This window comes from Streptomyces eurocidicus (assembly GCF_002891295.1).
Taxonomy (GTDB): domain Bacteria; phylum Actinomycetota; class Actinomycetes; order Streptomycetales; family Streptomycetaceae; genus Streptomyces; species Streptomyces eurocidicus.
In genome coordinates, this window is record NZ_LGUI01000003.1 from 178,221 (window position 1) to 201,533 (window position 23,313).

Consider the following 23,313-nt stretch of genomic DNA (forward strand, 5'->3'; position numbering starts at 1 on the left):
CCCGCGCAGCGGCAGCAGCCCGCCCCACCCACCGCACCCCCACCCCCTACCCGATCGAAACCACCCGAGCCCACCCCGGCGGACCCCCCGGCACATACGAAGGATCGTCCTCCCGCCAGGACGACCCCCGGGGAAACAACCCCACCACCGTCCGGCACGAAGGCCGCTCCGCAGGCCATGGCGTCCAGCCGTCCGTCAGGACCACCACCACGTCCGGCCGCCCCTTGAGCGCCCGGGCGAAGCCCTCGCGCAGGTCCGTGCCCCCGCCGCCCGTCAGCGGGATCCCCTCCGCACGGCACAGCAGGTGCGCGATCCCGGCCGCCGCGTCGCACGGCACCACGGTGACCAGATCGCGACGGCCGCCCACGGCCCGGGAGATCGCGGTGACCTCCAGGAGCGCGCTGCCCAGTTCGGCGTCGCTGACCGAGCCCGACGTGTCGATGACCACGGAGACCCGGGGCGGCCGGCGCCGCAGGCTCGGCAGCACCGCGCCGGGCACCCCGGCGGAGCGCCGCGACGGCCGGCCGTAGGTGTAGTCCTCACCCGCGCCGGAGCCGGCCACCGCCGAGCGGATCGCCGAACCCAGCAACTCCCGCCACGCCTGCGGCGGGTGGAACGCCTCCTCCGCCCACCGCCGCCACCCCTTCGGCGCGGACCCCGGGCGGCCGTTGATGCCCTCCGCCACCCGGAACCGGACCGCGTCACGCTCCTGCTCGCTCAGACCGTGCGCGCCATCGGGCCCCAGCTCCCACTCCCGCTCCACCCCGTCGGCGCCGCTGCCGCAGTCCAGCCAGGCCGCGTCCGCCATGCGCGGCCCGAGGCGGAACAGGCGCAGATAGTCCTCCATGAGCTCCCCCGAGGGCAGCCCCAAGGACGCCGGGTCGACGGCGCCTTCGGGCCGGACCAGCCCGTCGCCGAACACGTCGTCGTTGATCTCGCAGTCCGCGGCGATGTTCATCCGCAGCCGCTCGCCCGGCCCGGTCAGCCCGCGCTCCCGCGCGACCCGGTCGCTGCGCCCGTGGTGGTCCCGCAGCAGGTGCGACACCTCGTGCACCCACACCCCGGCCAGCTCCTCCACCGGCGTCCGTTCGACGAACACCGGTGAGACGTAGCACCGCCAGTACCGGTCCACGGCCATCGTCGGCACCTGCCGCGACTCGACGGTGTGCAGGGCGAACAGGGCCGTCGCCAGATAGGGCCGGACCCGGGCGGCGTGCAGCCGGGCGGCGTAGAGCTTGTCGAGGTCCAGCGGCCGGGGGGCGTCGGGTACGACGGACGGCCCGGGCGCACCAGGCACACTGGGCGCGCCGGGCGCGCCGGGCGCGCCGACCGCAGCACCCGGTACCGCCGAAGAGCCTGGCGCCACCCAAGAACCCCGCGCCGCCAAGGCACCCGGTACCGCCGATGCCGATACCGCCACCCCTCCCCTCTCCCCCGTCATCGCCCCGCCTTCCCGCTCACCACGGCCACCCGCGCCGCCGTCCGTTCCGCCGCCTGGTCCGCCCGCCGGGACAGCCCCACCACCCCCGCGAGTCCCTCGATCGCCGCCGGGACGTCCCAGTCCTCCCGCCGCAGCGCGGCGAGCGTGCTCGCGGGGACGACCACCAGATCCGGAGCCCCCGTCTCCACCGCCTTGACCAGCAGCTCCCACGCCGCGTCCCAGCGGGCCCGCTCCGGGCGGGCGCGGACCGCCTCCACCACGCCCTCGAGCACGACCTGCCGCAGGTCACCCCGCTCGGGCAGGACGGCTCCGGCGGGATCGGCGAGCAGTTCCTCGGGGTCCGGCAGGTCCATACGGTCCAGGCTCGCCAGCAACTCCAGCCCCGGGCCGTCCCCCACCGCGCCCCTGACCAGCAAGGACAGCACTTCCCGGGAAGAACCGGCCGCGGTCGCGAAGGCGATCAGGCACAGGGCCGTCTCCCAGCTCCGGGGCGACGGCCAGGCGCCGCCCCGGCGCGCCTCGCCGCTCGGCAGCTGGTGCACGAGCTTGGGGCGGGCCGCGAGGAGTCCGCACACCGCGCGGCGGGCGAAGTCCACGGACTCCCGCAGCTTCTCCGGGGCCAGCTCCGGAAACGTCGCCCGGGGCCACGTCCCGCCGAGGCCGCGTACGACGACCTCGTGGTCGTGGGTCCACTGGAGGTGGACGAACCGGTTGGCCAGCGGCGGGCTCAGCTCCCAGCCGTCCGCGGCCGAGGACCGCGGATTGGCGGCGGCCACGATCCGGACCCCGGGCGGCAGCCGCAGGGCGCCGATCCGCCGCTCCAGTACGAGCCGGAGCAGGGCCGCCTGCACGGCCGGCGGCGCGGTGGACAGCTCGTCGAGGAACAGCAGGCCCCGGCCGGCCCGTACCAGGCGCACCGCCCAGTCCGGCGGCGCCATCGGCACCCCCTGCTCGGCGGGGTCGTCCCCGACGACCGGCAGGCCCGAGAAGTCGGACGGCTCGTGCACGCTGGCGATCACCGTGGTCAGCGGCAGGTCCAGGGACTCGGCCAGCTGCGTCAGGGCCGCGGTCTTGCCGATGCCCGGCTCACCCCACAGGAGGACGGGCAGGTCGGCGGCCACCGCCAGGGTCAGCGCCGCCAGTTGGGTGTCGGGGCGCGGCTCCGTGGTCGTGTCGCGGAGCAGGGTCAGCAGCTCGCCCGCGACGTCGAGCTGGGAGGCGGGAGCGAGCGGGGCGTGAACGGGCATATGTGATCACCTATGGGTTCGTGGCGCGCCGGAGGAAGGCGCGGGAAAGCGAAGGAAGGCAGGGGGTACCCCCACCGGGCCGTGACGGGTCGGCGGCGGTTCAGCGGGCGACGCGTGAGCGGCGGTCCCGGGTACGGCGAGGGCGGTCCTCGGGGCGGCCTTCGGGGCAGAAACGGCCGGACGTGGGCCCGGGCCCGAACAGGCCCGCCCGGTACAGCCCGTACGTGATCCGCCGCCGCGCGGCCGTCTCCAGTTCGTCCCGCAGCGCACCGGCACGCAGCGCCGCACCGGGCCCCAGCAGGCCCTCGACGACGGCCAGCGCGCCGGCCGTGTCCCCGTGGACCAGGCGGTCGCGCACACCGGCGAGACAGTCCGGGCGGCGGTGCGCCTCGTCGATGACCCGCAGGCAGGGCAGCGGGGTGCCGGTCAGGGCGGCCAGCAGCTCCTCCCGCCGGATCTCGGCGGGGTCGTGGTCCAGCGGGACCAGCACCCCGTCGACCAGACCGATGCGGTGCCGGGCCCCCCGGCACTCCACGAGATGCGGGTCCCCCGGCCCGTGGGAGGTCCGCGGCGGACCGGCCGGCGAGTGGCCCGGCGCCAGCACCGGGGCCACCAGCGGATGCAGCCGCCCGGCGTCGATCGCCCCGGCGCGCAGCAGCTCCAGGTCGGGCAGCGCCCAGGTCGCCGCGTCGGGCAGGACGGGCAGCGCGGACACGTCGCCCGCGGAGTCCGCCGGCACGATCCGCGGTACGGGCGGCACGGTGCCGGACGCGTACGGATGCTCGCGCCCGTCCCCTTCCGCGGTCAGGTCGAGGAGCAGCCGGTGCCCGCCCCCGAGTCGTACGGTCACGGCACCGGTGGGCCGCCCCTCGGCGCGGAGCAGGATCCCCGCCTCGGCCGCCCACCGGTCGACGGCGCAGCGGTACCCGTGCGGCACCGCCCCGGGCGGCTCGGGTCCGAGCGGGTACGGAGCCGGCGGCTCCAGGCCGCCGGGCCCCCCGGCGCCGTGCCCGTGCCCGGGTCCGTCCACCCCGGCCCGTACCCGCAGTTCGTCCGCCCTGCGCGCGTCCCACAGATGGCGGTGCAGGTCGAGGCGGAACCGCCGGTCGGGGTGGGGGTGCGGATGACGGCGCGCGGCGGGCCCGGTGTGCGAACCGTCCCACAGCGCGAGGCTGATCCGCTGGCCGGCGTCCGCCCAGGCGGGCGGCGTCCGGGCCACGAGGCACGGCGGCGGCCCATCGGCGCGCCCCATGGCGTCGTATCTGGCCAGCGCGAGGGTCAGGCCCGGGCGCAGCAGCCCGTCCGGGGCGATCCTCGGCATGTGCCAGCGCAGCAGATCGGGCGCCAGACGGCGGAGATCGGCCCGGACGCGGGCCGCGAGTTCACTGCCGTGGACACGCGCCACGGTACGGAGGTCGAGATCGACGTCGACGGCCGCGGCGGCGCACGCCCCGGCCCAGTCGCCGGCCCGGCGGCGAGCGGTCGCGGTGTCGATCATGGACGGCGGCACGGCGAACTCGCGCACGCGCAGCCAGAAGGAAAGTCGGGAGTCCCCTGTCGCGTTCTGAGTGAGCATCAGCACTCACCTTGCGCGGACGGGGCCCCCATTCTGTCACCAGAAGGAGTAATCATCGCGGCGATCGTAGCCTGCCGGCCGCGATCCCACCAGGCGCTTCCGTGGGCGGACGACGCGCCCGGCCGTACCCCCGCGCGGCCGGGTGCGCCGAAACCGGCGCGGTGGGAAGGGAGTTGTGTGACGCTCGTACCGGGCCGGGCGGCACCGCACCGGCGTCTCGTACTCCGGAGAGCGATGGGAGTCCACGCCCGCCAGGCGGCGGCCGTCAGGCCGACCGAGGCGAGGGTGAGGCCGGCCTCGGCCGGGGCGGAGTCGGCCCATTCCGGATTCGCGCCGACGCCGGCGAGGCGCACGCGGCGCCGGGCGCTCGGTGGCAGCCCGGCCCCGTCACGGCCCGGCCCCCGTGGAACCCCGGGGCGGCCCGCGGCCACCGGAGGTCTGCAGCCCCCCCCGGCGGGATCGGCCCGCCAGTTCCCCTTCGGCCCGTCAGTTCCCCCTCGGCCCGTCAGCTCCCCCTCTCCCCGTCAGCTCCCCCTCTCCCCGTCAGCTCCCCCTCTCCCCGTCAGTTCCCCCTCTCCCCGCCGGCGGCCCGGCGGGCCGTCAGCTCAGCCGCTCGTCGGCGTAGACGACCATCGCGTCGCGCTGGTAGACCGCCAGCCCGTCGGCGATCTTGTCGTAGTTCGCGCGGAACCGCGGGTCGTCGACGTAGGTCTGCCCCAGCCCCTTGTACGCGTCCGCGTTCGGGGTCCAGAAGCGGCATACGGACTCGTAGTGGGTCCGCACCTCGGCCTGCACCGCGGGGTCGTCGACCGGCGTGCCGGCGACCATGAACTCCGCGAAGCGGACCATCTGCGCCGTCACCTCCCGCTGCCACCGCTCCATGTCCTCGGTGGTCATCGCCCCGGCGGCCCGCTGGGACTCCTCCCACGCCGCCGGCCACCGCTCGCGCGCCTCGTCGTCGACGGCGGAGTCGAACCCCTCGAACAGGTTCTCCGGCCTGTTGATCTTCGTCATGGCGTCGTCACCCTTGTCTTCCTCCAGTTCGGCGATGGTGCGGCCGACCGTGCGGGCGAGCGTCTCCAGCCGGTTCCGCTCCGCCAGCAGCCGCTGGTGGTGCTCCCGGAGCACGGCCACCCGGTCGATCTGGCTGTCCAGGACCGCCTGGATCTCCCGCAGCCCCAGGTCCAGCTCCCGCATCAGCAGGATCTGCTGCAACCGCAGCAGATCGGCCTCCTCGTAGTAGCGGTGCCCGTTGCTCCCGATCCACGCCGGTGGCAGCAGGCCGATCTCGTCGTAGTGCCGCAACGTCCGGGACGTCACCCCGGACATCCGGGCCACGTCCGCGATCGACCAGGCCATCCGGTCCGCCTTCCTTCGCCGGCCGGTCTTTCCGGCCACAAGGAAGACCGTAGAAGTTGACGCGGCGGCAACCGCAAGCCGAATCGCTGCCGGTGCCCGCCGGACGGCCGTCAGGCCCGCTTCCGGTCCGGGTGCCGGGACAGCGCGGTGTCGGCGGCGGCGAGGATGTTGCGGAAGGTGCCGGTGATGATCGGCCGTGCGACGCGCCGGGTGAGGAAGGGGCCGACCAGCGGTACGGGGATCTCGGCGCGGGTGGTCCAGACGACCCGGGTGCCCCCGTCGACCTCGGTGAACGTCATCCGGCCGGACTCGTGCCGGGACGGCGGCACGCTGCGGTCGACGACGTAGTCGGTGGAGTACGGCCTGTCGTAGCCGGTGATGCGCTCCCGGAACCAGCCGATCAGCCAGAGGTGGACACGCACCGCGCCCACGCCGTAGGGCGCGCCCTCGCCGCGCCGGGTCAGCCGGCAGCGCAGCACCATGGGCGAGTCCGTGTAGTTGGTGGTCGTGGTGAGCCAGTCGAAGACCTCGTCGATGGGGGCGTCGATGACACGTTCGGCGGTCATGGTTTCCACGGCCGGTTTCCTCCTCTGTCGAGTGGGCGCACCGCGTCGGCGCGGTGCAGCTTGTCCGGGTTGCGCATGCCGTACAGGCCGGTGATCCGCCCGTCGCGGATCTCGAACGCGAGCAGCCAGCCGGGCTCCCCGTCGGCTTCCGCGGCGCCGGGGAACCGCGCGGCGGGCATGCCGTTGCAGGTGACGTGTTCGAAGCGGGCCGCCGAGGTGCCGGCGCGGGTCACGCCGAGGACGAACCGGGCGACGTCGTCGCGGCCGTGGACCGGGCGGCGTACGGTCCGGACCTTCCCGCCGCCGTCGGCGAACACCACGACGTCGGGGGCCAGCAGGTCCATCAGCGCCCGGACCTCGCCGGTGGCCGCCGCCCGCAGGAACCGCCGGACGACCTCCCGGCCGGTGGCGGAGTCGGGCTCGGAGCGGCGGCGGCGCGCGTGGACGTGCCGGCGCGCCCGGTGGGCGATCTGCCGGACGGTGGCCTCGGCCTTGCCGATCGAGACGGCGATCTCGCCATGGGTGTAGCCGAACACGTCGTGCAGCACGAACACCGCGCGCTCGGTCGGGTTCAGGGTCTCCAGGACGAGCATCATCGCCATCGACACGGACTCGGCCAGGACGGCGTCCTCGCTCACCCCGGGCCCGGTCCGGACCGGCTCGGGCAGCCAGGTGCCGACGTACTCCTCGCGCCGGGCCCGGACCGCGCGCAGGTGGTTGAGTGCCTGCCGGGTCACCACGCGGACCAGATAGGCGCGCGGGTGCTCCACCTCGGCCGGATCCACCGCGCTCCAGCGCAGATAGCTCTCCTGGAGCACGTCCTCGGCGTCGGAGGCGCTGCCCAGCATCTCGTAGGCGATGGTGAACAGCAGCGGACGGTGTTCGGTGAAGACGTCCTCGGCCATATACGAATGCCACCCTTCCCCGGGGCGCGGGCCGGTGCGCGGTCGTCGCACCGGTCCTTTCTCCCGGACGCCCATCGAGACACGGCGGACGGGCGGACCGTGACACCCCTGCACTGTGATTCGTTTCACAGGAGGCGCGGGCGCTCACTCCTCCAGCGACGGCGGCCAGACGTACCCGTACGCTTCGGCGCACTCCCGGTAGCCCCCGCAGACGACCGCGCCGTTCAGGGGGTGCGGGCGCCGGAGGGCGGCGACGACGCGTTCGGCCTGGAGCTCGGGGCTCTCCTCGGTCACCGCGAACCCGATCCTCAGCTGGACGGACGGATCGGCGCTCTCGCGCGGGAGCACCAGGGAGACAAGGACCTGTCCGGGATCCGAGTCCCACACGGAGACCCAGACCGTGTCGCTGTCCCACGCGGCCAGGGGATTCGGCACCACGAGCAACCGCTGACACACCAGGTCGGCGACATCCCACGCCGGCGAAGGCCGTTCCGCCAGAGCCACAGCGCTTCCCTCGTCCGGACCCGCGCGCCCCGGCCCGGAGCACACACGCCCCGTCGTCACGGACATGATCGCCCGGAATCCTACCGGCGCGGCGACCGGCCCCCACGGGCGAGCGCCAGGGCCGTCGCACCTCGATGACAGGCCGGATCCACGGCCTCGCCGCCACCAGCGGCAGCGCGCCGTGGACCGCCCGTACCGCCCGTACCGCCCGTACCGCCCACAGGAGACCATGTCCGCATCAGCCTCGTCGGCGATGTGAGCCGGCACCCGCGCCAGGCGGCCGCTGAGCGGTAGCCCCCGTGGAGGGCGGCCCGCCACGCGGAAGCCTGTGATCCACCTCATGGGAACCCGCACCCCCCACCGGACATATCCAGACGTGACGTCACTACACACCCGCATCAGGGACGGCGACCCGGACTCCTTCCGCCACCTCTTCCGCGCGCACGCCCAGCTCGTCCACCGCTACGCCCTCCGCGCCACCGCCGACTGGGCCACCGCCGAGGACGTCGTCTCGCTCACGTTCCTGGAAGTCTGGCGGCTCCGTGCCCGGCTCCCCGAGGAGCCGGACGGCGCGCGGGCCTGGCTGATGGGCATCGCGGTGAACGTCCAGCGCAACACCAGCCGCGCCGCCCGCCGCCACGAGAGGGCGCTGGGCCGGATGCCCGCCAAGGAGGCCGTGCCGGACATCGCGGGCGAGGTGGTGGGCAGGATGGCGGACGCCGAGCAGCTCGCCGCCGCGAAGAACGCCCTCGGGAAGCTGCGGCGGCCGGAGCGCGAGGTCGTCACCCTCTGCGTCTGGTCCGGCCTGAGCTACGCGGAAGCGGCCGAGGCCCTGGGCGTGGCCGTCGGCACCGTACGGTCGCGGCTGTCCCGGGCCCGCGAGCGCCTGCGCAAGCTCGCCGAGCACGAACTCCGGCAGCACGCGCACGAGACGGCGGCCCGGCGGCCCGAGCGCCTCCGCCTGCACCTGAACCGGCCCGACGAGAAGTGGAACCGATGATGCGTACCTCCCGGCGGCCCCAAGAGCCGCTCGACCTCGCCGACTTCGACCTCCTGCTCCCCCGGCAGCCCGGGACCGCCCTGCCGGAGGCCCGGCAGGACCTGCTGGAAGACGCCCTGTGGGCCGAGGCGCACCGGACGGCTCCGGACGCGCCGCGCGCCCGTGCGCGCCGTACGGCCTGGATCGCCCTCCCGGTCGCCGCGGCCGTGATCGGGTGCGCCGTGGTCGTCGTCCCGGACGGCTCGGGTACGGACACCCGCTCGCCGCGGGCCGGGGTGAGCCTGGAAGCGGGCACCGCCGCGGGGCTGCCCGCGACCGTCGACCGCATCTCGCTCGCGGCGGCACGGCAGCCGGCCCTTGAGCCCCGGCAGGACCAGTACATCTACGTGGAGAGCAAGGTGACGGGAGGGTGGGTCGACAGGACGGGCGGCAAGGAGCGGCTCGTGGTGAGCCCGCTGCACTCGCGCCAGGTCTGGCGCTCGCCCGACGGCCTCAAGAGCTTCATCTACGAGCCGGACCACACGTTCATGGACCGGAACGGCGAGGACCTCGACCTCGACCCGGCCCGTGAAGTCCCCGACCGGGGCTCGTACAACAGCGTCAAGGCGCTCCCCACCGACCCCGGCGTCCTCCTCGAAAACCTCTACCAGGGGGGCAGGATGGGCGATCCCCAGGCCGACTGGACGGCGTTCGGGGAGGTGGGCCGGCTGCTGGAGGAGCAGATCGCGACGCCGGAGATCAGCGCCGCGCTGTTCAAGGCTGCCGCCGGGATCCCCGGCGTCACCCTCATGGACAGGACCACCGACGCGACCGGCCGGGCCGGCATCGCCCTCACCCACACCGGCCCCGACCGCCGCCAGGAGTGGATCTTCGACAGGAACACCTACGAATACCTCGGCCAGCGCGAGGTACTGGTCAAGCCGTACCGCGGCCTCGAACCCGGCGCCGTCACCCACGAGACCGTGGTCGTCAAGCGGGCCGTGGTCGACGCGAAGAAGGAACTCCCCGGCGGCGGCACGCTCTGACCCTCCGTTCGGATGCCGTCGGGCGGTCCGAGCGGGACCGTCGGTGCCCGGCCTAGCGCAGGGCGGCGGCGACCAGGCCCTCAAGGGCTTCGCGCGGCACTTCGCCGCCGCTCACCAGCCCGTCGAAGACCAGTCCGTCGACGCAGGTCAGCAGGGTGTGGGTGCGGTTCTCGACATCCTCGACGCCGTGCGCGGCGAGGAACAGCCGGACGGCCTCACGCCCGGCGTTCTCACGGGGTACGAGGATCTCGCGCAGCTCCGGGTCACGCACGCTCTCAATCGTGCAGGCGTAGCGGGCGAGCGAGCGGCGGCGGCCCTCGCCGGTGAGTCGCTCGTGGGTGAGCAGCGCCATGCCGTTCACCAGATCCTCGGCGGTGCGCAGGGCCGGAAGCTCTCCGGGCATCGTCTGCAGTTCCGCCTGGTCGAGCCGGACCAGGCGGGTGACGAGTGCGGTGAGCAGCGCGGCCCGGGTGCGGAAGTAGGCCGAGGTGGTGCCGGGCGGCATGGCGGCCCGGCGGTCGACCGCGCGGTGGGTCAGGCCGCGGATCCCTTCGTCGGCGAGTACGTCGATGGCCGAGTCCGCGAGGAGGGTGCGCCGATCAGAAGACATACCTCTTTCTACACCTGTAGAGGCTCAGATAAGATCTTCTTCTACAGATGTAGAAGAACGGGGGCTTCGGCATGGGCAGCACGGCAGTGGTGGTCGGAGGGGGCATCGGCGGGCTGGCCGCCGCGATCGGCCTGCGCCGCCTCGGATGGGACGTGACGGTGGTCGAGCGCGCGGCCACGCTCGAGGACGCGGGGGCGGGCATCTCACTGGCCGCCAACGGCCTTCGGGCGCTGGACGCGCTCGGCGTCGGCGCGGCGGTACGGGACGCCTCGCGAGGCCAGTACAGCGGTGGCACCCGCACGCCGCGGGGCGGTTGGCTGACCCGGATGGACGGTGCGGCGCTGGAGAGGGCGGTGGGCACGCCGATCATGGGCATCCCCCGCGCCACTCTGCACCGGCTGCTGCGCGCTTCCCTGCCCGCCCGGGCACTGCTGACGGGCGCCGAGGCGGTCACGGTCGAGCAGACCGGCCCCGGTACGGTCCGGGTCGGCTGCGGCGACCGGCTCCTGGAAGCCGGTCTGGTGGTGGCGGCCGACGGCATCGGCAGCAAGGTCCGCCGCCGTCTCTTCCCGGACCACCCCGGCCCGGTCTACAGCGGCTCGACGGTGCTGCGCGCCATCACCGAGCACGCGGTCGACCCGCGCACCGACTTCGAGCTGACCTGGGGCCGGGGTGCGGAGTTCGGGCACATCGCCTTCCTGGACGGCCGGGCCGAGTGGCACGCCGTCCTCAGCGTCCCCGCCGGCACGAGGTACGCCGACCCCCTGGCCGAACTGCGCCGAAGGTTTCACGCCTGGCACGACCCGATCCCCGCCCTCCTCGACGCGACCCGGCCCGAGGACGTACTGCACCACGACGTCAACGAACTGCGCACACCGCTCCCCTCGTACACGGCCGGCCGGATCGCGCTGCTCGGCGACGCGGCACACGCGATGACCCCCAACCTCGGGCAGGGCGCCTGTCAGGCGCTGGAGGACGCGGTCACCCTGGCCGCCGCCCTCGGCACCGAGCCCACCGTCGAAGCCGCGCTCGTCCGCTACGACGCCGAGCGCCGACCGCGCAGCCAGGCCGTCGCCCGGGCCGCCCGGCAGGCCGGGACGATGGGCCAGCGGCTCTCCCACCCGCTGGCCGTCGCCCTGCGGAACACGGCGATGCGGCTGACGCCCTCCCGTGCCGCGACCCGCATGATCCTCCGGCACCACGCCTGGGTCTCGCCTCGGCTGGACTGAGCCGGCCCCACGCCCAGCCGACTCACCGTCAGGCACCTTCCCGGACAGACCGGGCCGCGGTGTGCCGACCTTGCTCTCCGGACGACTTGGGGCACCGCCCCCGGCCGCCCGGCCGGGGGTACTGTCAGCGCCCTGTGCCATCATGCGGACGCGCCCCAGGGGAGTGGGCCACGGACTACTGATTGCCGGGGGTTGGGGATGGGCGCGGGTATGGAGCCGGACGGCTCGTCCAGGTCCGACGAGGAGTGGGAGCGGTTTCTGCGCGAGTCGGTGGCGGGTGCCGCCGACGCGCCCAAGGAGCCGTCGGCGCGGGCCCGCGAGGTGGCGAAGCGGCTGCGCGCGGAGCCCGGTCACGCCCCGGAGGGCCGGCGCGACCACACGCCTGCGCGGCCCGAGCGGCGCACGGGCTGGTACGTGATCGGGCTGCTGGCCTCGCTGGCGCTGCTGGTGGTGGCGCTCGTGCCGGGGCGGGTGGTGGACCTGTTCGCCGACGACGACTCCCCGCAGGCGGCCCGCCCGACCCGGGTACCCCCGGCGGAGGCGGCCGGACGCCCCACCGTGGACGAGCCGTTCCGCGGCTCGCCCGCGGCGAGCTGGGCGAGCGGAGCGGCGGGAATCACCGTGCCGAAGGCCGAGGCGGTCGGCTGGATGAGCGCGGCCGAGGTCGAACGGGCCCTCACCGGAAGCCGGGACTTCCTCGTCGAGTCCGGCCTGGACCGCGGGGTGCTGCGGGGCGAGCGCCCCGAGAAGGCGATCGCACGGATCAACCCGCGCCAGAAGGACGTCCAGGACCTGCTGGGCACCGCTTTCCGCACCCCGAGCGAGAAGAACGACCCCCTCCTCCTCTTCAGCCGCTTCCAGCCCTCCCGCGCCCGCCTGGTCGGCGACGTCGTGAAGACCCGGGGCCGGCTCACCTACCGGGAGGGCGAGCGCGGCGCGCTCCAGGTGACCGCCGACGTCACCTTCGTCTACCCGGTCACCCGCGCGGACGCGGGCGGCGGCGACGAGATCGTACGCACGATCGTCCGGCGCGAGCTGGTCCTGAGCTGGGACGACCCCGGCAAGGTGAGCACCGAGCCGGGCACGTTCTCGATCGTCTCGTACAAGTACGACATGACCAACGGCGGCTGCGGCGCTCCCACGGGCTACTTCACCCCGCCCTTCGGCACGGACCGCCGGGCGGACGGGGCGGGCACGGAGATCGACCCGTACGACCGCAGCACACCGGTCGGGCGGAACGAGTCCTCCGGGGACGGGTGCGGGAGAGCGACGCGGTCGTAACGGGCGCCACGCCGAGCACGATGCCCACGGGGAAGTGCCCGTCCTCATCGGCCCCGGCTACGTGGCTCCGGCCACGCGCCGATTCTTCCCCTCACCTGCCCCCGGCCTGTCGGCCGCTACCCCGGAAGGTTCCGCCCGTGTCCGAGTCCAAGCCGTCGGTGCTGTTCGTGTGCGTCCACAACGCCGGACGCTCCCAGATGGGCGCCGCCTTCCTCACCCACCTCGGCGCCGGCCGCGTCGAGGTCCGCTCCGCCGGATCCGCCCCGGCCGAGACGGTCAACCCGGCCGTCGTGGAGGCCATGCGAGAGGTCGGCATCGACATCTCGGCCGAGACCCCGAAGGTCCTCACGGCGGAGGCGGTGCGGTCCTCGGACGTGGTCATCACCATGGGCTGCGGGGACGCGTGCCCGTACTTCCCCGGCAAGCGCTACCTCGACTGGACGCTGGAGGACCCGGCCGGCCAGGGCGTCGACGCCGTACGCCCGATCCGCGACGAGATCGGGACCCGTGTCCGCGGCCTGCTCGCGGAACTCGGCATCGAACCCCGCGCGTGACCACTGCCGCAGCCCTTCACTCTCAGCACGACACCCGCGCGGCACATCCCTCCCGTCGACATTCTGCTGCACCCTGCGATTGAATGACCACCATGAGTAACTTCAAAGAGGTGAACTTCATGAAGGCGGTCACCTCCGCCGCGGGAGAGACGAAGAAGGCATGGGGAGACTTCCAGAAGCAACTGGACAAGAAGTATCCGGCCAAGCAGCAGGCTGACGTCATCGCCGAGCTGATGGTGCGCGTCGACGTCCCCGAAGACCTGCGGGAGCGGGCACGGCAGCTGCACCCGGAGCTCGCACAGGAGGCCGCCCGCCTGCAAGGACTACTGGCCCCGGGGAGCTGATCGGATGGCCGCAGGCCGGTCGACAGGCCGGCGCAGCGGCCGACCGCGATGCCCGACCGGCCAACCGAACCGCTCAGCCGCACACCCTCCCGGACACTTTTGCAAGCAAGGCGCTTGCAAAAGTTAGCAACGTGCGGCAGCATCGTCCGCATGGCATCACTCAACGTCGGCAACCTCGGCGAGTACCTGCGGGAGCAGCGGCGCAACGCCCAGCTCACCCTGCGGCAGCTCGCCGACGCCGCGGGAGTGTCCAACCCGTATCTCAGCCAGATCGAGCGCGGCCTGCGCAAGCCGAGCGCCGAGATCCTGCAGCAGATCGCCAAGGCGCTGCGGATCTCCGCCGAGACCTTGTACGTGCAGGCCGGGATCCTCGACGAACGGGACCGGGACGAGGCGGAGGTCCGCAGCGTGATCCTCGCCGATCCCTCGATCAACGAGCAGCAGAAGCAGGCGCTGCTCCAGATCTACGAGTCCTTCCGCAAGGAGAACGGGCTCGCGACGGACGACAGCAAACCTCCGAGCTGATCCGGGAGACCATCGTCATGGCCACCACCGAAGACATCCGCAAGGTCGCCACCGAGACCGCGTACGCCGCGGCCGGCGCCGCCGACCTCACCGCCGAGAAGATCGGCCAGCTCGTCGCCGAGGCCCCCGAGCGCTTCCAGCAGTTGAAGAACACCGACCCGAAGGTCGTGCGGGAGCGGGTGACCCAGAAGGCCAAGGAGGCCCAGGCCACCGCGTCCGCGAAGTTCACGGAGATCACCGCGACCCTCGACACCGACTTCAAGAAGCTCACCCAGACCGCGCAGGACCTGGCGCTCCAGGGCGTCGGCCAGGCCGTCGGGGTCGCGGCGAAGGCCGGCGAGACCTACGAGAAGCTGGCCGAGCGCGGCCGGGTCGCCGTGCAGACCTGGCGCGGCGAGGCCGCCGAGGAGGTCGCGGACATCGCCGTGGCCATCGAGCCGGACAGCGCCAAGCCCGCCGAGGAGAAGCCCGGCGCCGAGCCCGCCGCCGAGGCCGGCACCGAGGCGCCCCAGGAGGGTACGGACGAGGCCGACGCCGACTCCAAGCCCGCCGCGCGCAGGACCACGGCGCGCAAGACCCCCGTCAAGAAGGCCGACGCCAAGGCGGGCGAAGAGCAGTAGGCACCACCGGGCGCGCCACCGGACCGGGAGCATCCGGGCACATTTCCCCTGCCGGGATCGTTCTCCCGGTACGGTGGCGGCGGACCGCCGCCCGGCGCCCCGACCGAGAACCGGCAAGAGCAAGAGGTGAGCGACGTGCTGGTAGAAGGCTTCAACCAGGTCATGTCCTGGGTGTCCGTCGGCCTGCTCGCCTTCGCCCTGTGCGCGTTCGTCAACGCCGCGGTCCACCGCGAGGACGCCTACCGGGCGGCGGACAAGCAGTCCAAGGCGTTCTGGCTGATCATCCTGGGTGTCGCGGCCGCGGTGAACCTCTTCATGGGGGTGTTCGGCTTCCTGCCGATCCTGGGGCTGATCGCCACGATCGTGTACGTGGTGGACGTCCGGCCCGCGCTCAAGCACGCGTCGGGTGGTCGTGGACCGCGGCGAGGCGGGTCCAGCTCGGACGGGCCGTACGGGCCGTACAACGGGCGCCGGTAGCGGGTGCCCTGCGGGCGGCTTTTTCCCCCTACCCGCCCCTTCCCGTAACTGGGGGCAAGCCCCCAGGCCCCCTTCCGCGCTGACGCGCGGTGTCCTCAAGCGCCGGGCGGGCTGATTTTCAGCCCGCCCGGCGCTTGAGGACATCTCGGGAAGGGGCGGGTAGGGGAAAAAGCCCCGCGCAGCGGCACCCCCACCCTCACACCCGCACGTTCGACAACCCCTGCCCCTGCGCCGGAATCACCCGCAGCGCCCCGGCCTCACCCCGGCCCTCCCGGCCCGAGGCCCGGTCCGACCGATCCCCGCGATCGAGCAACAACACCGCGAGATCATCCGTGAGCTCCCCGCCGTTCAGCTCCCGGACCCGCGTCACCGCCGCCTCCAGCAGCGCCTCCCCGCGGAGCCCGTCCTTTACCTGACGGCCAATCAATTCGACCATGCCGTCCTGGCCGAGGCGCTCCGAACCGGCGCCGACCTTCCCCTCGATCAGGCCGTCCGTGTACATCATCAGACTCCAGTGGCCGCCGAGTTCGACCTGGGTGCGCGGCCAGCGGGCGCGCCGGAGCAGGCCGAGGGCCGGGCCGCCGTCGTCCTGCGGCAGCAGCCGGGGCGCCTGCCCGGGGAGGGCGAGCAGCGGGGCGGGGTGGCCGGCCAGGCTCAGCCCGGCCCGGCGGCCGTCGGGCGAGATGTCGACGGCGCACAGCGTCGCGAAGGTCTCCTCGTCCGCCCGCTCGTGCTCCAGGACCTGCTGCAACGTGGCGAGCAGCTCGTCGCCGCAGAGCCCGGCGAAGGTCAACGCGCGCCACGCTATGCGCAGTTCGACGCCGAGCGCCGCCTCGTCGGGGCCGTGCCCGCTGACGTCGCCGATCATCGCGTGCACGGTGCCGTCGGGCGTCCGCACGGCGTCGTAGAAGTCGCCGCCGAGGAGCGCGCGGCTGCGGCCCGGCCGGTAGCGGGCGGCGAAGCGCAGCCCGGAGCCCGCCAGCAGCGGGGTCGGCAGCAGGCCGCGCTCCAGCCGGGCGTTCTCCTGGGCGCGCAGCCGGGACTCGCTGAGCTGTCGCTGGGTGAGGTCCGCGCGCTTGCGGGCGATGGCGTAGCGGATGGCGCGGCCGAGCACCCGGCCGTCGAGCTCCTCGCGGAAGAGGTAGTCCTGCGCGCCGGCGCGTACCGCCTCGGCCGCGCGCTCGGCGTCCGCCTCCGCCGTCAGGGCGAGCACCGCGTGCCGCGGGGCGAGCAGCAGCACCTCGTGCAGGGCGGCCAGTTCATCGGTGCCGTCGGCGGGCGGCGTGGTGAGGTCGAGGAGGATGCAGTCGACGTCGTCGGTGAGCAGCCGCTCCGCCTCGGTGAGGTTGCGGGCCGTACGGATACGGAAGGGCTTGCCCACAGCACCGCCCGCGGCCCCGGACATGCCGGTGAGCTCCGGGACCGACAGCGGTCCGGCGGGATCGCTCTCGATCACCAGGAGGGTCAGCCCGGCGTCGGGCGGGATCGCGGAGGGCTCCGCGGGCCTCGGCGCGGGTACGGGCATGGTGGTGGTTTCCTTCCGGTTCCCCCCGGGAGGGCGGACCCGCCGACCGGCGGGTACCGAACGCGACCATAGCGTCAGGCACGGTCGAACGGAATGGAACGAAGCCACTCGCCGCTGTCATATGCCCTAGCCGGAAACGCGTTTGGCGGGACCGAGGAGAATCACTCGATGACATACATCACGCTCGTACGGGGCGACATCACAGAGCAGGCCGTCGACGCCGTCGTGAACGCCGCGAACAGCTCACTGCTGGGCGGCGGCGGGGTCGACGGGGCCATCCACCGGCGGGGCGGGCCCGAGATCCTGGCCGCCTGCCGTGACCTGCGGGCCGGCCACTACGGGCGTGGTCTGGCGGCCGGCCGGGCCGTCGCCACGACCGCGGGCCGGCTGCCCGCCCGCTGGGTGATCCACACGGTGGGCCCGGTCTTCTCGCCCGACGAGGACCGCTCAGCGACCCTCGCGTCCTGTTACCGGGAGTCGCTGCGGGTGGCGGACGAGCTGGGCGCCCGTACGGTCGCGTTCCCCGCGATCTCCACGGGCGTCTACCGCTGGCCGATGGCGGACGCGGCGCGGATCGCGGTCCGGGCGGTCACGGAGGCGGCGGAGGAGACGGGCTCGGCCGTCACCGAGGCGCGCTTCGTCCTGTTCGACGCGGCAGCGCTCGAAGCCTTCGAGGCGGCGCTGGCGGGCTGAAGATCAGCCCGTCCGGGGGCACTTCCCAGCGGACACCGCGCGGAACGGGGTCCGGGGCGGAGCCCCGGTTACGGGAAGGGGCGGGCAGGGGAAGAAGCCCCGCAGGGCCCTACCCCGGCCGCACCACCCCGAGTATCGGCATCGACCCCGCCCCCGCCATCGTCACCTGCCGACCGGGCCGCGGCGCGTGCACCATCGTGCCGTCGCCCACGTACATCGCCACATGGCTCGCGTCCGCGAAGTAGATGATCAGGTCGCCCGGCCGCATGTCCTTGACGTCCACCTTGGGCAGCTGCCGCCACTGCTCCTGCGAGGTGCGCGGTATGCCCCGGCCGGCCGCGCCCCACGCCTTCAGGGTCAGTCCGGAGCAGTCGAAGGTGTCCGGGCCCTCGGCGCCCCACACGTAGTTCTTGCCGATCTGGGCGGTCGCGAAGGCCACGGCCCGCTTGCCCTCCTCCGTGGCCGAGCCGGCGTCCTTGAGGGTGATGCCCTTCACGGCGTCGGAGGAGAGCCACTGCTTCTGCTGCTGCCTGGCCCGTTCCTCCTCCAGCTGCCGCAGCCGCTCCTTCTCCTTCTCCTCCAGCCGCGACTCCAGCGCCCTGGCGGCCGACAGCTTGGACTCGACCTCCTGTTTGGCGGTCTCCTTGCGCTTCCGCTCGTCGTCGAGCGTCTTCCACCGCGCGCTCGCGGCCTTCGCGTAGCCGTCGAGGTCCTTCCGGGTGGCGGCGGCCTCCGCGAGCAGACCGCGGGTGGCGGCCTCCCCCTTATGGGTGAGCGCGAGGCCGTCGAGGAAGGTCTGCGGGGAGGCGGAGAGGAAGAGCCGCACCTGGGGCGGCATGGCGCCGTCGCGGTACTGGGCGCGGGCCAGCGAGCCCGCCTGGTTGCTGAGCCGGTTCATCCGCTCCTGCGCGGTGGCCGCCTTCTTCGCGATCTCCACGATCGACTTCTCCTGGCGGCGGGTCGCCTCGTCCGCCGCGTTGTACGCGTCGGTGGCCGCCTCGGCCTGCCGGTAGAGGCCCTCCACCTCCTTGTGCACGTCCTCCAGACTCCGGGCCGGCGGTTTCGGGTCCGCGAAGGCCACACCGGGCACGGCGACCGCCCAGACCAGCGCGGTCAGCGCTATCGCGTACCCGCCCGTACCCCTGCCGTTCCGCCTCACAGGCCACCTCCGCGGCGTCCGCCCCCACGTCTGACATACCGTCACGCGAGACTCGGATGCTGCCATGGTCACCCGCAAACCGACAGAGATCTGCGTCACACTCGATGGGGAAATCGGCCTTTCTGCCGGGCTACCACCCTGACGGGTGAGGTTCACCCTCCGTTCACTCTCACCCTTCGACCGCTTCACCTGTTCTGCCTAATTTCAGCCCTAGAGGGTGTGAGCCCCACCGTCCGAACGGCCCTCACCCTCATGGCACGACCACAGCAACATGAGCACCACCCACCTCTCGCACGCCGCCCCAGCGGCGGCTCCCGGAAGGAACACCCGAAAGTGAAGCTTCAGCGCAAGAACCGGCTCCGCGCCGTCGCCTTCGGCGCCATCGCCGTCTCCGGCGCCCTGGTCCTCACGGCGTGCGGCTCGGACGACAACAGCGGCGGCGGATCCACCGGCGGTGGCTCCACCAAGGCCGCCGGCAACATCAAGTGCGAAGGCAAGGGCCAGCTGCTGGCCTCGGGCTCGTCCGCGCAGAAGAACGCCATGGACCTGTGGGTCAAGAACTTCATGGCGGCCTGCAAGGACATCCAGATCAACTACAAGCCCACCGGTTCGGGCGCGGGCATCCAGGAGTTCCTCCAGGGCAAGACCGCCTTCGCGGGCTCCGACTCGGCGCTCAAGCCGGAGGAGGTCACCAAGTCCAAGGAGGTCGTCAAGGGCGGCCAGGGCATCAACCTCCCCATGGTCGGCGGCCCCATCGCCGTGGGCTACCACGTCTCCGGCGTGAAGGACCTGGTCCTGGACGCGGACACGCTCGCCAAGATCTTCGACAACAAGATCGAGAAGTGGAACGACCCGGCGATCGCCAAGCTCAACAAGGACGCCAAGCTCCCGGACCTCAAGATCCAGGCGTTCCACCGCTCCGACGAGTCGGGCACCACGGACAACTTCACCAAGTACCTCAAGGCCACCGCCGACAAGTCCTGGCCCTATGAGCCCGCCAAGGCGTGGAAGCCCAAGGGCGGCCAGTCCGCCGACGGCTCGGCCGGGGTGTCCTCGCAGGTCAAGCAGACCGACGGAGCCATCTCCTACTTCGAGCTCTCCTACGCCACCGCCAACAAGATCGACACGGTCAAGCTGAACACCGGCGCCAGCGCCCCGGTCGAGGCCACCTCGGACAACGCCTCCAAGGCGATCGCCGAGGCCAAGATCAACGGCACCGGCAAGGACCTCGCGCTCAAGCTCAACTACGCCACCAAGGCCGAGGGCGCCTACCCGATCACCCTGGTGACGTACGAGGTCGTCGGTGACAAGGGCAACAAGGCCGAGACCCTGCCCGCCACCAAGTCCTTCCTGACCTACGTCGCGAGCGAGGACGGCCAGTCCGTCCTCAAGGACCTCGGCTACGCCCCGCTGCCCGCCGAGATCGCGAAGAAGGTCCGCGAGGCCGTCGCGAGCCTCGCCTGACCCGTGTGCGGCCGGGCCCCGACCCGGGACCCGGCCGCACCGTCCGGTGCACCGCCGCGCCAGGGGCCGCGCTCATCCGGGCCGGCCCCGCAGACCGGAGAAACCCATGGAAATATCCTCAGCCACCGCAGACTCCCCACCGCCACCGGCCGGCGGTACCCGCCCCGTGGAGCGGACGAAGCCGGCCGCCCGACCGGGTGACCGGATCTTCCTCGCCCTGTCCCGGGGCTCCGGGATCCTGCTCCTGGTGATCATGGCCGCGATCGCGGTCTTCCTCACCGTCCGGGCCACCAGCGCCCTCTCGAAGAACGAAGGCAACTTCTTCACCACCTTCGAGTGGGCCGCCAACGGCACCCCGCCGGTCTTCGGCATCGCCGTCCTGGCCTTCGGCACCGTGGTCAGCTCGATCATCGCGATGCTCATCGCGGTGCCGGTCGCCCTCGGCATCGCGCTCTTCATCTCGCACTACGCGCCGCGCCGGCTGGCCACCCCGCTGTCCTACGTGATCGACCTGCTCGCCGCCGTGCCGTCCATCGTCTACGGCCTGTGGGGCGCCCTCTTCCTGGTGCCGCACCTGGGCGGGCTCTACAGCTGGTTCGACGACTACCTCGGCTGGACCGGGATCCTCGCGTACCACGACGGCGCCGCCCGCTCCCTGTTCACCATCGGCATCCTGCTGGCGATCATGATCCTGCCGATCGTCACCAGCGTCAGCCGCGAGGTCTTCCTGCAGACCCCGAGGATGAACGAGGAGGCCGCGCTCGCCCTCGGCGCGACCCGCTGGGAAGTCATCCGGATGTCCGTCCTCCCGTTCGGCCGTTCCGGTGTCATCAGCGCCTCGATGCTGGGCCTCGGCCGCGCGCTCGGCGAGACCATGGCCGTCGCGACGGTCCTCTCCCCCAGCTTCGAGATCGGCAAGAGCCTGCTGGATCCCGGTGGCGGAACGTTTGCGCAGAACATCGCGAGCAGCTTCAAGGAGTCCGGTGAGATCGGCAAGGACGCCCTGATCGCCTCCGGTCTGGTGCTCTTCGTCCTCACCCTGCTGGTCAACGGCGCCGCCCGCATGATCATCGCGCGCCGCAAGGAGTACACGGCATGAGCGGAGTGACCATGAACGAGCCACTGGTCGCCGACGACGCCCCGCGCGCCTCGCGCACCCTGAACCGGCCGAGCCTGCCCCGCTGGACCCCGGCCGCCCTCGCCGCCGCCTCGGTGGCCCTGGGCACCGGCATCGGCCTGGGCGCCGGGCTGAGCAGCCGCATCCAGTGGGGCCTGATCGCCGTCCTGCTCTTCATCGGCGGTACGTACGCCCTCGCGGCCCGTGTCGAGGGCCGCCGCCAGGCCAAGGACCGGCTGGCCACCAGCCTGGTCTGGGTCTGCTTCGTGCTCGCCGTGATCCCGCTGGTCTCCCTCGGCTGGGAGACGATCTCGCGCGGCAGCAAGGTGCTCGACGGGGGCTTCCTCTCGCACTCCATGGCCGGCGTGCTGACCATCCAGCCGGGTGGCGGCGTCTACCACGCGATCATCGGCACCCTGGAGCAGGTCGGCATCGCCACCGCCATCGCGGCCCCGATCGGCCTGCTGACCGCCGTCTACCTGGTGGAGTACGGCCGCGGCCGGCTCGCCAAGGCGGTCACCTTCTTCGTCGACGTCATGACGGGCATCCCGTCGATCGTCGCCGGTCTGTTCATCCTCAGCTTCTGGATCCTGATGCTGGACTTCGGCTATTCCGGCTTCGCCGGGTCGATGGCCCTGGCGATCCTGATGATGCCCGTCGTCGTCCGCTCCACCGAAGAGATGCTCAAGCTCGTGCCGAACGAGCTGCGCGAGGCGTCCCTGGCCCTGGGCGTGCCGAAGTGGCGCACGATCCTCAAGGTCGTCCTGCCCACCGCCATCGGCGGCATCGCCACCGGTGTGATGCTCGCGGTCGCCCGCATCGCCGGTGAGTCCGCCCCGATCGTGCTGCTGGTCTTCGGCTCCCAGCTGATCAACAACAACCCCTTCGACGGAGCCCAGTCCTCGCTGCCGTACTACATCTACGAGCAGTGGGCGGCCGGCAACGAGGCCAGCTACGACCGGGCCTGGGCAGCGGCCCTCGTCCTCATCGCCTTCGTCATGATCCTCAACCTGGTGGCCCGCGGCATCGCCCGCTGGAAGGCCCCGAAGGGAGGACACAGGTGAGCTGCAGCGGAGGCTGGGGGTCGCCCCCGAGGAACGAGGGGGCGGCACCCGGCCGGAGCGGAAGCGAAACGAAGTCCGACCATTCGACGCAGACCCATCGCTGACAGCGATAGCAGAAAGCAGAAGTGATCCCCATGGCCAAGCGAATCGACGTCAGCGGCCTCTCCGCGTTCTACGGCTCCCACCGGGCCATCGACGACATCTCGATGACCGTCGAGCCCCGCTCCGTGACCGCCTTCATCGGCCCGTCCGGCTGCGGAAAGTCCACCTTCCTGCGCACCCTGAACCGGATGCACGAGGTCACCCCGGGCGGCCGGGTCGAGGGCAAGGTGCTGCTCGACGACGAGAACCTCTACGGGCCCGGCGTCGACCCGGTCTCCGTGCGCCGCACGGTCGGCATGGTCTTCCAGCGCCCGAACCCCTTCCCGACCATGTCGATCTACGAGAACGTGGCCGCGGGCATCCGGCTCAACGGCGGCCGCGTCCGCAAGGCCGAGCTGGACGCCGTGGTCGAGAAGTCCCTCCAGGGCGCCAACCTCTGGAAGGAGGTCAAGGACCGGCTGAACAAGCCGGGAGCGGGCCTCTCCGGCGGCCAGCAGCAGCGTCTGTGCATCGCGCGGGCGATAGCCGTGGAGCCCGAGGTACTCCTGATGGACGAGCCCTGCTCGGCGCTGGACCCGATCTCCACCCTCGCCATCGAGGACCTGATCGGCGAGCTCAAGGAGCGCTTCACGATCGTGATCGTCACCCACAACATGCAGCAGGCCGCGCGCGTGTCGGACCGTACGGCCTTCTTCAACCTCGCGGGCGTCGGCCAGCCGGGCAAGCTGGTCGAGATCGACGACACCGAGCGGATCTTCTCCAACCCGTCGGTGCAGGCCACGGAGGACTACATCTCGGGCCGCTTCGGCTGAGCCCGCCGCGAGCCGCCTTGCGGCGCTGCATGGCGGTGCCGCCGCAAGGCGAAGGGCCCGCCCCCCGGTGAACACCAGGGGGCGGGCCCGTTCGATTTCCGGACTATCGCGTCC

Annotated in this window: 24 protein-coding genes; 14 read left to right on the forward strand and 10 right to left on the reverse strand. The window is 72.8% G+C overall.

All coding sequences use genetic code 11. The features are described 5' to 3' along the window. Positions 1-46 precede the first annotated feature (46 nt). From AF335_RS10535 to AF335_RS10565, 7 genes are all read right to left on the reverse strand, one after another. On the reverse strand, positions 47-1,297 hold the full coding sequence (locus AF335_RS10535) for a vWA domain-containing protein (RefSeq protein WP_184743087.1): 1,251 nt from the start codon (positions 1,295-1,297) through the stop codon (positions 47-49). 140 nt (positions 1,298-1,437) lie between these two features. Then, positions 1,438-2,688 (reverse strand): AAA family ATPase, encoded by a 1,251-nt coding sequence (locus tag AF335_RS10540; protein ID WP_102918090.1) that lies wholly within the window; start codon positions 2,686-2,688, stop codon positions 1,438-1,440. Positions 2,689-2,788: 100 nt separating this feature from the next. Next, the gene (locus AF335_RS10545) at positions 2,789-4,264 is read right to left on the reverse strand and encodes a hypothetical protein (protein WP_102918091.1); all 1,476 of its coding nucleotides are present in this window, start codon (positions 4,262-4,264) and stop codon (positions 2,789-2,791) included. Positions 4,265-4,864: 600 nt separating this feature from the next. Then, the gene (locus tag AF335_RS10550; RefSeq protein WP_102918092.1) at positions 4,865-5,623 is read right to left on the reverse strand and encodes a MerR family transcriptional regulator; all 759 of its coding nucleotides are present in this window, start codon (positions 5,621-5,623) and stop codon (positions 4,865-4,867) included. 110 nt (positions 5,624-5,733) lie between these two features. Next, a complete protein-coding gene (locus tag AF335_RS10555) occupies positions 5,734-6,198 on the reverse strand; it encodes an SRPBCC family protein (RefSeq protein ID WP_102918093.1) in 465 nt (154 codons plus the stop codon). Continuing rightward, on the reverse strand, positions 6,186-7,094 hold the full coding sequence (locus AF335_RS10560) for an RNA polymerase sigma-70 factor (RefSeq protein WP_102918094.1): 909 nt from the start codon (positions 7,092-7,094) through the stop codon (positions 6,186-6,188). Before AF335_RS10560 ends, AF335_RS10555 begins: the two co-directional genes overlap by 13 nt. Positions 7,095-7,238: 144 nt before the next feature. Continuing rightward, entirely contained in the window at positions 7,239-7,598 is a 360-nt protein-coding gene (locus tag AF335_RS10565; protein WP_102918095.1) for a hypothetical protein, read from the reverse strand. Between the two features lie 340 nt (positions 7,599-7,938). Here AF335_RS10565 and AF335_RS10570 point away from each other — a divergent pair, with 340 nt between their 5' ends. Beyond that, positions 7,939-8,598, forward strand: coding sequence for an RNA polymerase sigma factor (locus AF335_RS10570; protein WP_102918709.1), 660 nt, complete (start codon positions 7,939-7,941; stop codon positions 8,596-8,598). After that, entirely contained in the window at positions 8,595-9,623 is a 1,029-nt protein-coding gene (locus AF335_RS10575; protein WP_184743083.1) for a CU044_5270 family protein, read from the forward strand. Before AF335_RS10570 ends, AF335_RS10575 begins: the two co-directional genes overlap by 4 nt. Positions 9,624-9,675: 52 nt before the next feature. Here AF335_RS10575 and AF335_RS10580 read toward each other — a convergent pair whose 3' ends face one another. After that, entirely contained in the window at positions 9,676-10,233 is a 558-nt protein-coding gene (locus AF335_RS10580) for a TetR/AcrR family transcriptional regulator (RefSeq protein WP_102918097.1), read from the reverse strand. Between the two features lie 71 nt (positions 10,234-10,304). On the opposite strand from AF335_RS10580, the gene AF335_RS10585 reads away from it, so the two are divergent. The 7 genes from AF335_RS10585 to AF335_RS10615 all read left to right on the forward strand — a co-directional run bounded on the left by AF335_RS10585 (position 10,305) and on the right by AF335_RS10615 (position 15,263). Continuing rightward, entirely contained in the window at positions 10,305-11,462 is a 1,158-nt protein-coding gene (locus AF335_RS10585; protein ID WP_102918098.1) for an FAD-dependent monooxygenase, read from the forward strand. 198 nt (positions 11,463-11,660) lie between these two features. After that, positions 11,661-12,743: a hypothetical protein gene (locus AF335_RS10590; protein ID WP_102918099.1), complete on the forward strand. Its 1,083-nt coding sequence runs from the start codon at positions 11,661-11,663 to the stop codon at positions 12,741-12,743. Between the two features lie 137 nt (positions 12,744-12,880). Then, entirely contained in the window at positions 12,881-13,297 is a 417-nt protein-coding gene (locus tag AF335_RS10595) for an arsenate reductase ArsC (RefSeq protein ID WP_102918100.1), read from the forward strand. A 92-nt stretch (positions 13,298-13,389) separates the two neighbouring features. Then, positions 13,390-13,641 (forward strand): hypothetical protein, encoded by a 252-nt coding sequence (locus tag AF335_RS10600; protein WP_146045494.1) that lies wholly within the window; start codon positions 13,390-13,392, stop codon positions 13,639-13,641. Between the two features lie 150 nt (positions 13,642-13,791). Beyond that, the gene (locus tag AF335_RS10605) at positions 13,792-14,166 is read left to right on the forward strand and encodes a helix-turn-helix domain-containing protein (RefSeq protein ID WP_102918102.1); all 375 of its coding nucleotides are present in this window, start codon (positions 13,792-13,794) and stop codon (positions 14,164-14,166) included. A gap of 17 nt (positions 14,167-14,183) precedes the next feature. Beyond that, on the forward strand, positions 14,184-14,786 hold the full coding sequence (locus AF335_RS10610; protein WP_102918103.1) for a hypothetical protein: 603 nt from the start codon (positions 14,184-14,186) through the stop codon (positions 14,784-14,786). 135 nt (positions 14,787-14,921) lie between these two features. Continuing rightward, positions 14,922-15,263, forward strand: coding sequence for a DUF2516 family protein (locus tag AF335_RS10615; protein ID WP_102918710.1), 342 nt, complete (start codon positions 14,922-14,924; stop codon positions 15,261-15,263). Positions 15,264-15,459: 196 nt separating this feature from the next. Here the strand turns inward: AF335_RS10615 and AF335_RS10620 are convergent, their stop codons facing one another. After that, a complete protein-coding gene (locus AF335_RS10620) occupies positions 15,460-16,788 on the reverse strand; it encodes a PP2C family protein-serine/threonine phosphatase (RefSeq protein WP_102918104.1) in 1,329 nt (442 codons plus the stop codon). A gap of 168 nt (positions 16,789-16,956) precedes the next feature. Here AF335_RS10620 and AF335_RS10625 point away from each other — a divergent pair, with 168 nt between their 5' ends. After that, a complete protein-coding gene (locus AF335_RS10625; RefSeq protein WP_102918105.1) occupies positions 16,957-17,481 on the forward strand; it encodes an O-acetyl-ADP-ribose deacetylase in 525 nt (174 codons plus the stop codon). A 109-nt stretch (positions 17,482-17,590) separates the two neighbouring features. Here AF335_RS10625 and AF335_RS10630 read toward each other — a convergent pair whose 3' ends face one another. Continuing rightward, entirely contained in the window at positions 17,591-18,640 is a 1,050-nt protein-coding gene (locus AF335_RS10630) for a C40 family peptidase (RefSeq protein ID WP_244926986.1), read from the reverse strand. Between the two features lie 333 nt (positions 18,641-18,973). On the opposite strand from AF335_RS10630, the gene pstS reads away from it, so the two are divergent. The 4 genes from pstS to pstB all read left to right on the forward strand — a co-directional run bounded on the left by pstS (position 18,974) and on the right by pstB (position 23,199). After that, positions 18,974-20,104 (forward strand): phosphate ABC transporter substrate-binding protein PstS, encoded by a 1,131-nt coding sequence (gene pstS / locus AF335_RS10635; protein WP_102918107.1) that lies wholly within the window; start codon positions 18,974-18,976, stop codon positions 20,102-20,104. Between the two features lie 106 nt (positions 20,105-20,210). Further along, positions 20,211-21,203: a phosphate ABC transporter permease subunit PstC gene (pstC, locus tag AF335_RS10640; protein ID WP_102918108.1), complete on the forward strand. Its 993-nt coding sequence runs from the start codon at positions 20,211-20,213 to the stop codon at positions 21,201-21,203. Then, positions 21,200-22,285, forward strand: a complete 1,086-nt coding sequence (gene pstA / locus AF335_RS10645) for a phosphate ABC transporter permease PstA (protein ID WP_184743077.1) — start codon at positions 21,200-21,202, stop codon at positions 22,283-22,285. The genes pstC and pstA overlap by 4 nt, the downstream gene beginning before the upstream one ends. 134 nt (positions 22,286-22,419) lie before the next feature. Continuing rightward, the gene (gene pstB, locus AF335_RS10650; protein ID WP_102918109.1) at positions 22,420-23,199 is read left to right on the forward strand and encodes a phosphate ABC transporter ATP-binding protein PstB; all 780 of its coding nucleotides are present in this window, start codon (positions 22,420-22,422) and stop codon (positions 23,197-23,199) included. Positions 23,200-23,313: the final 114 nt, after the last annotated feature.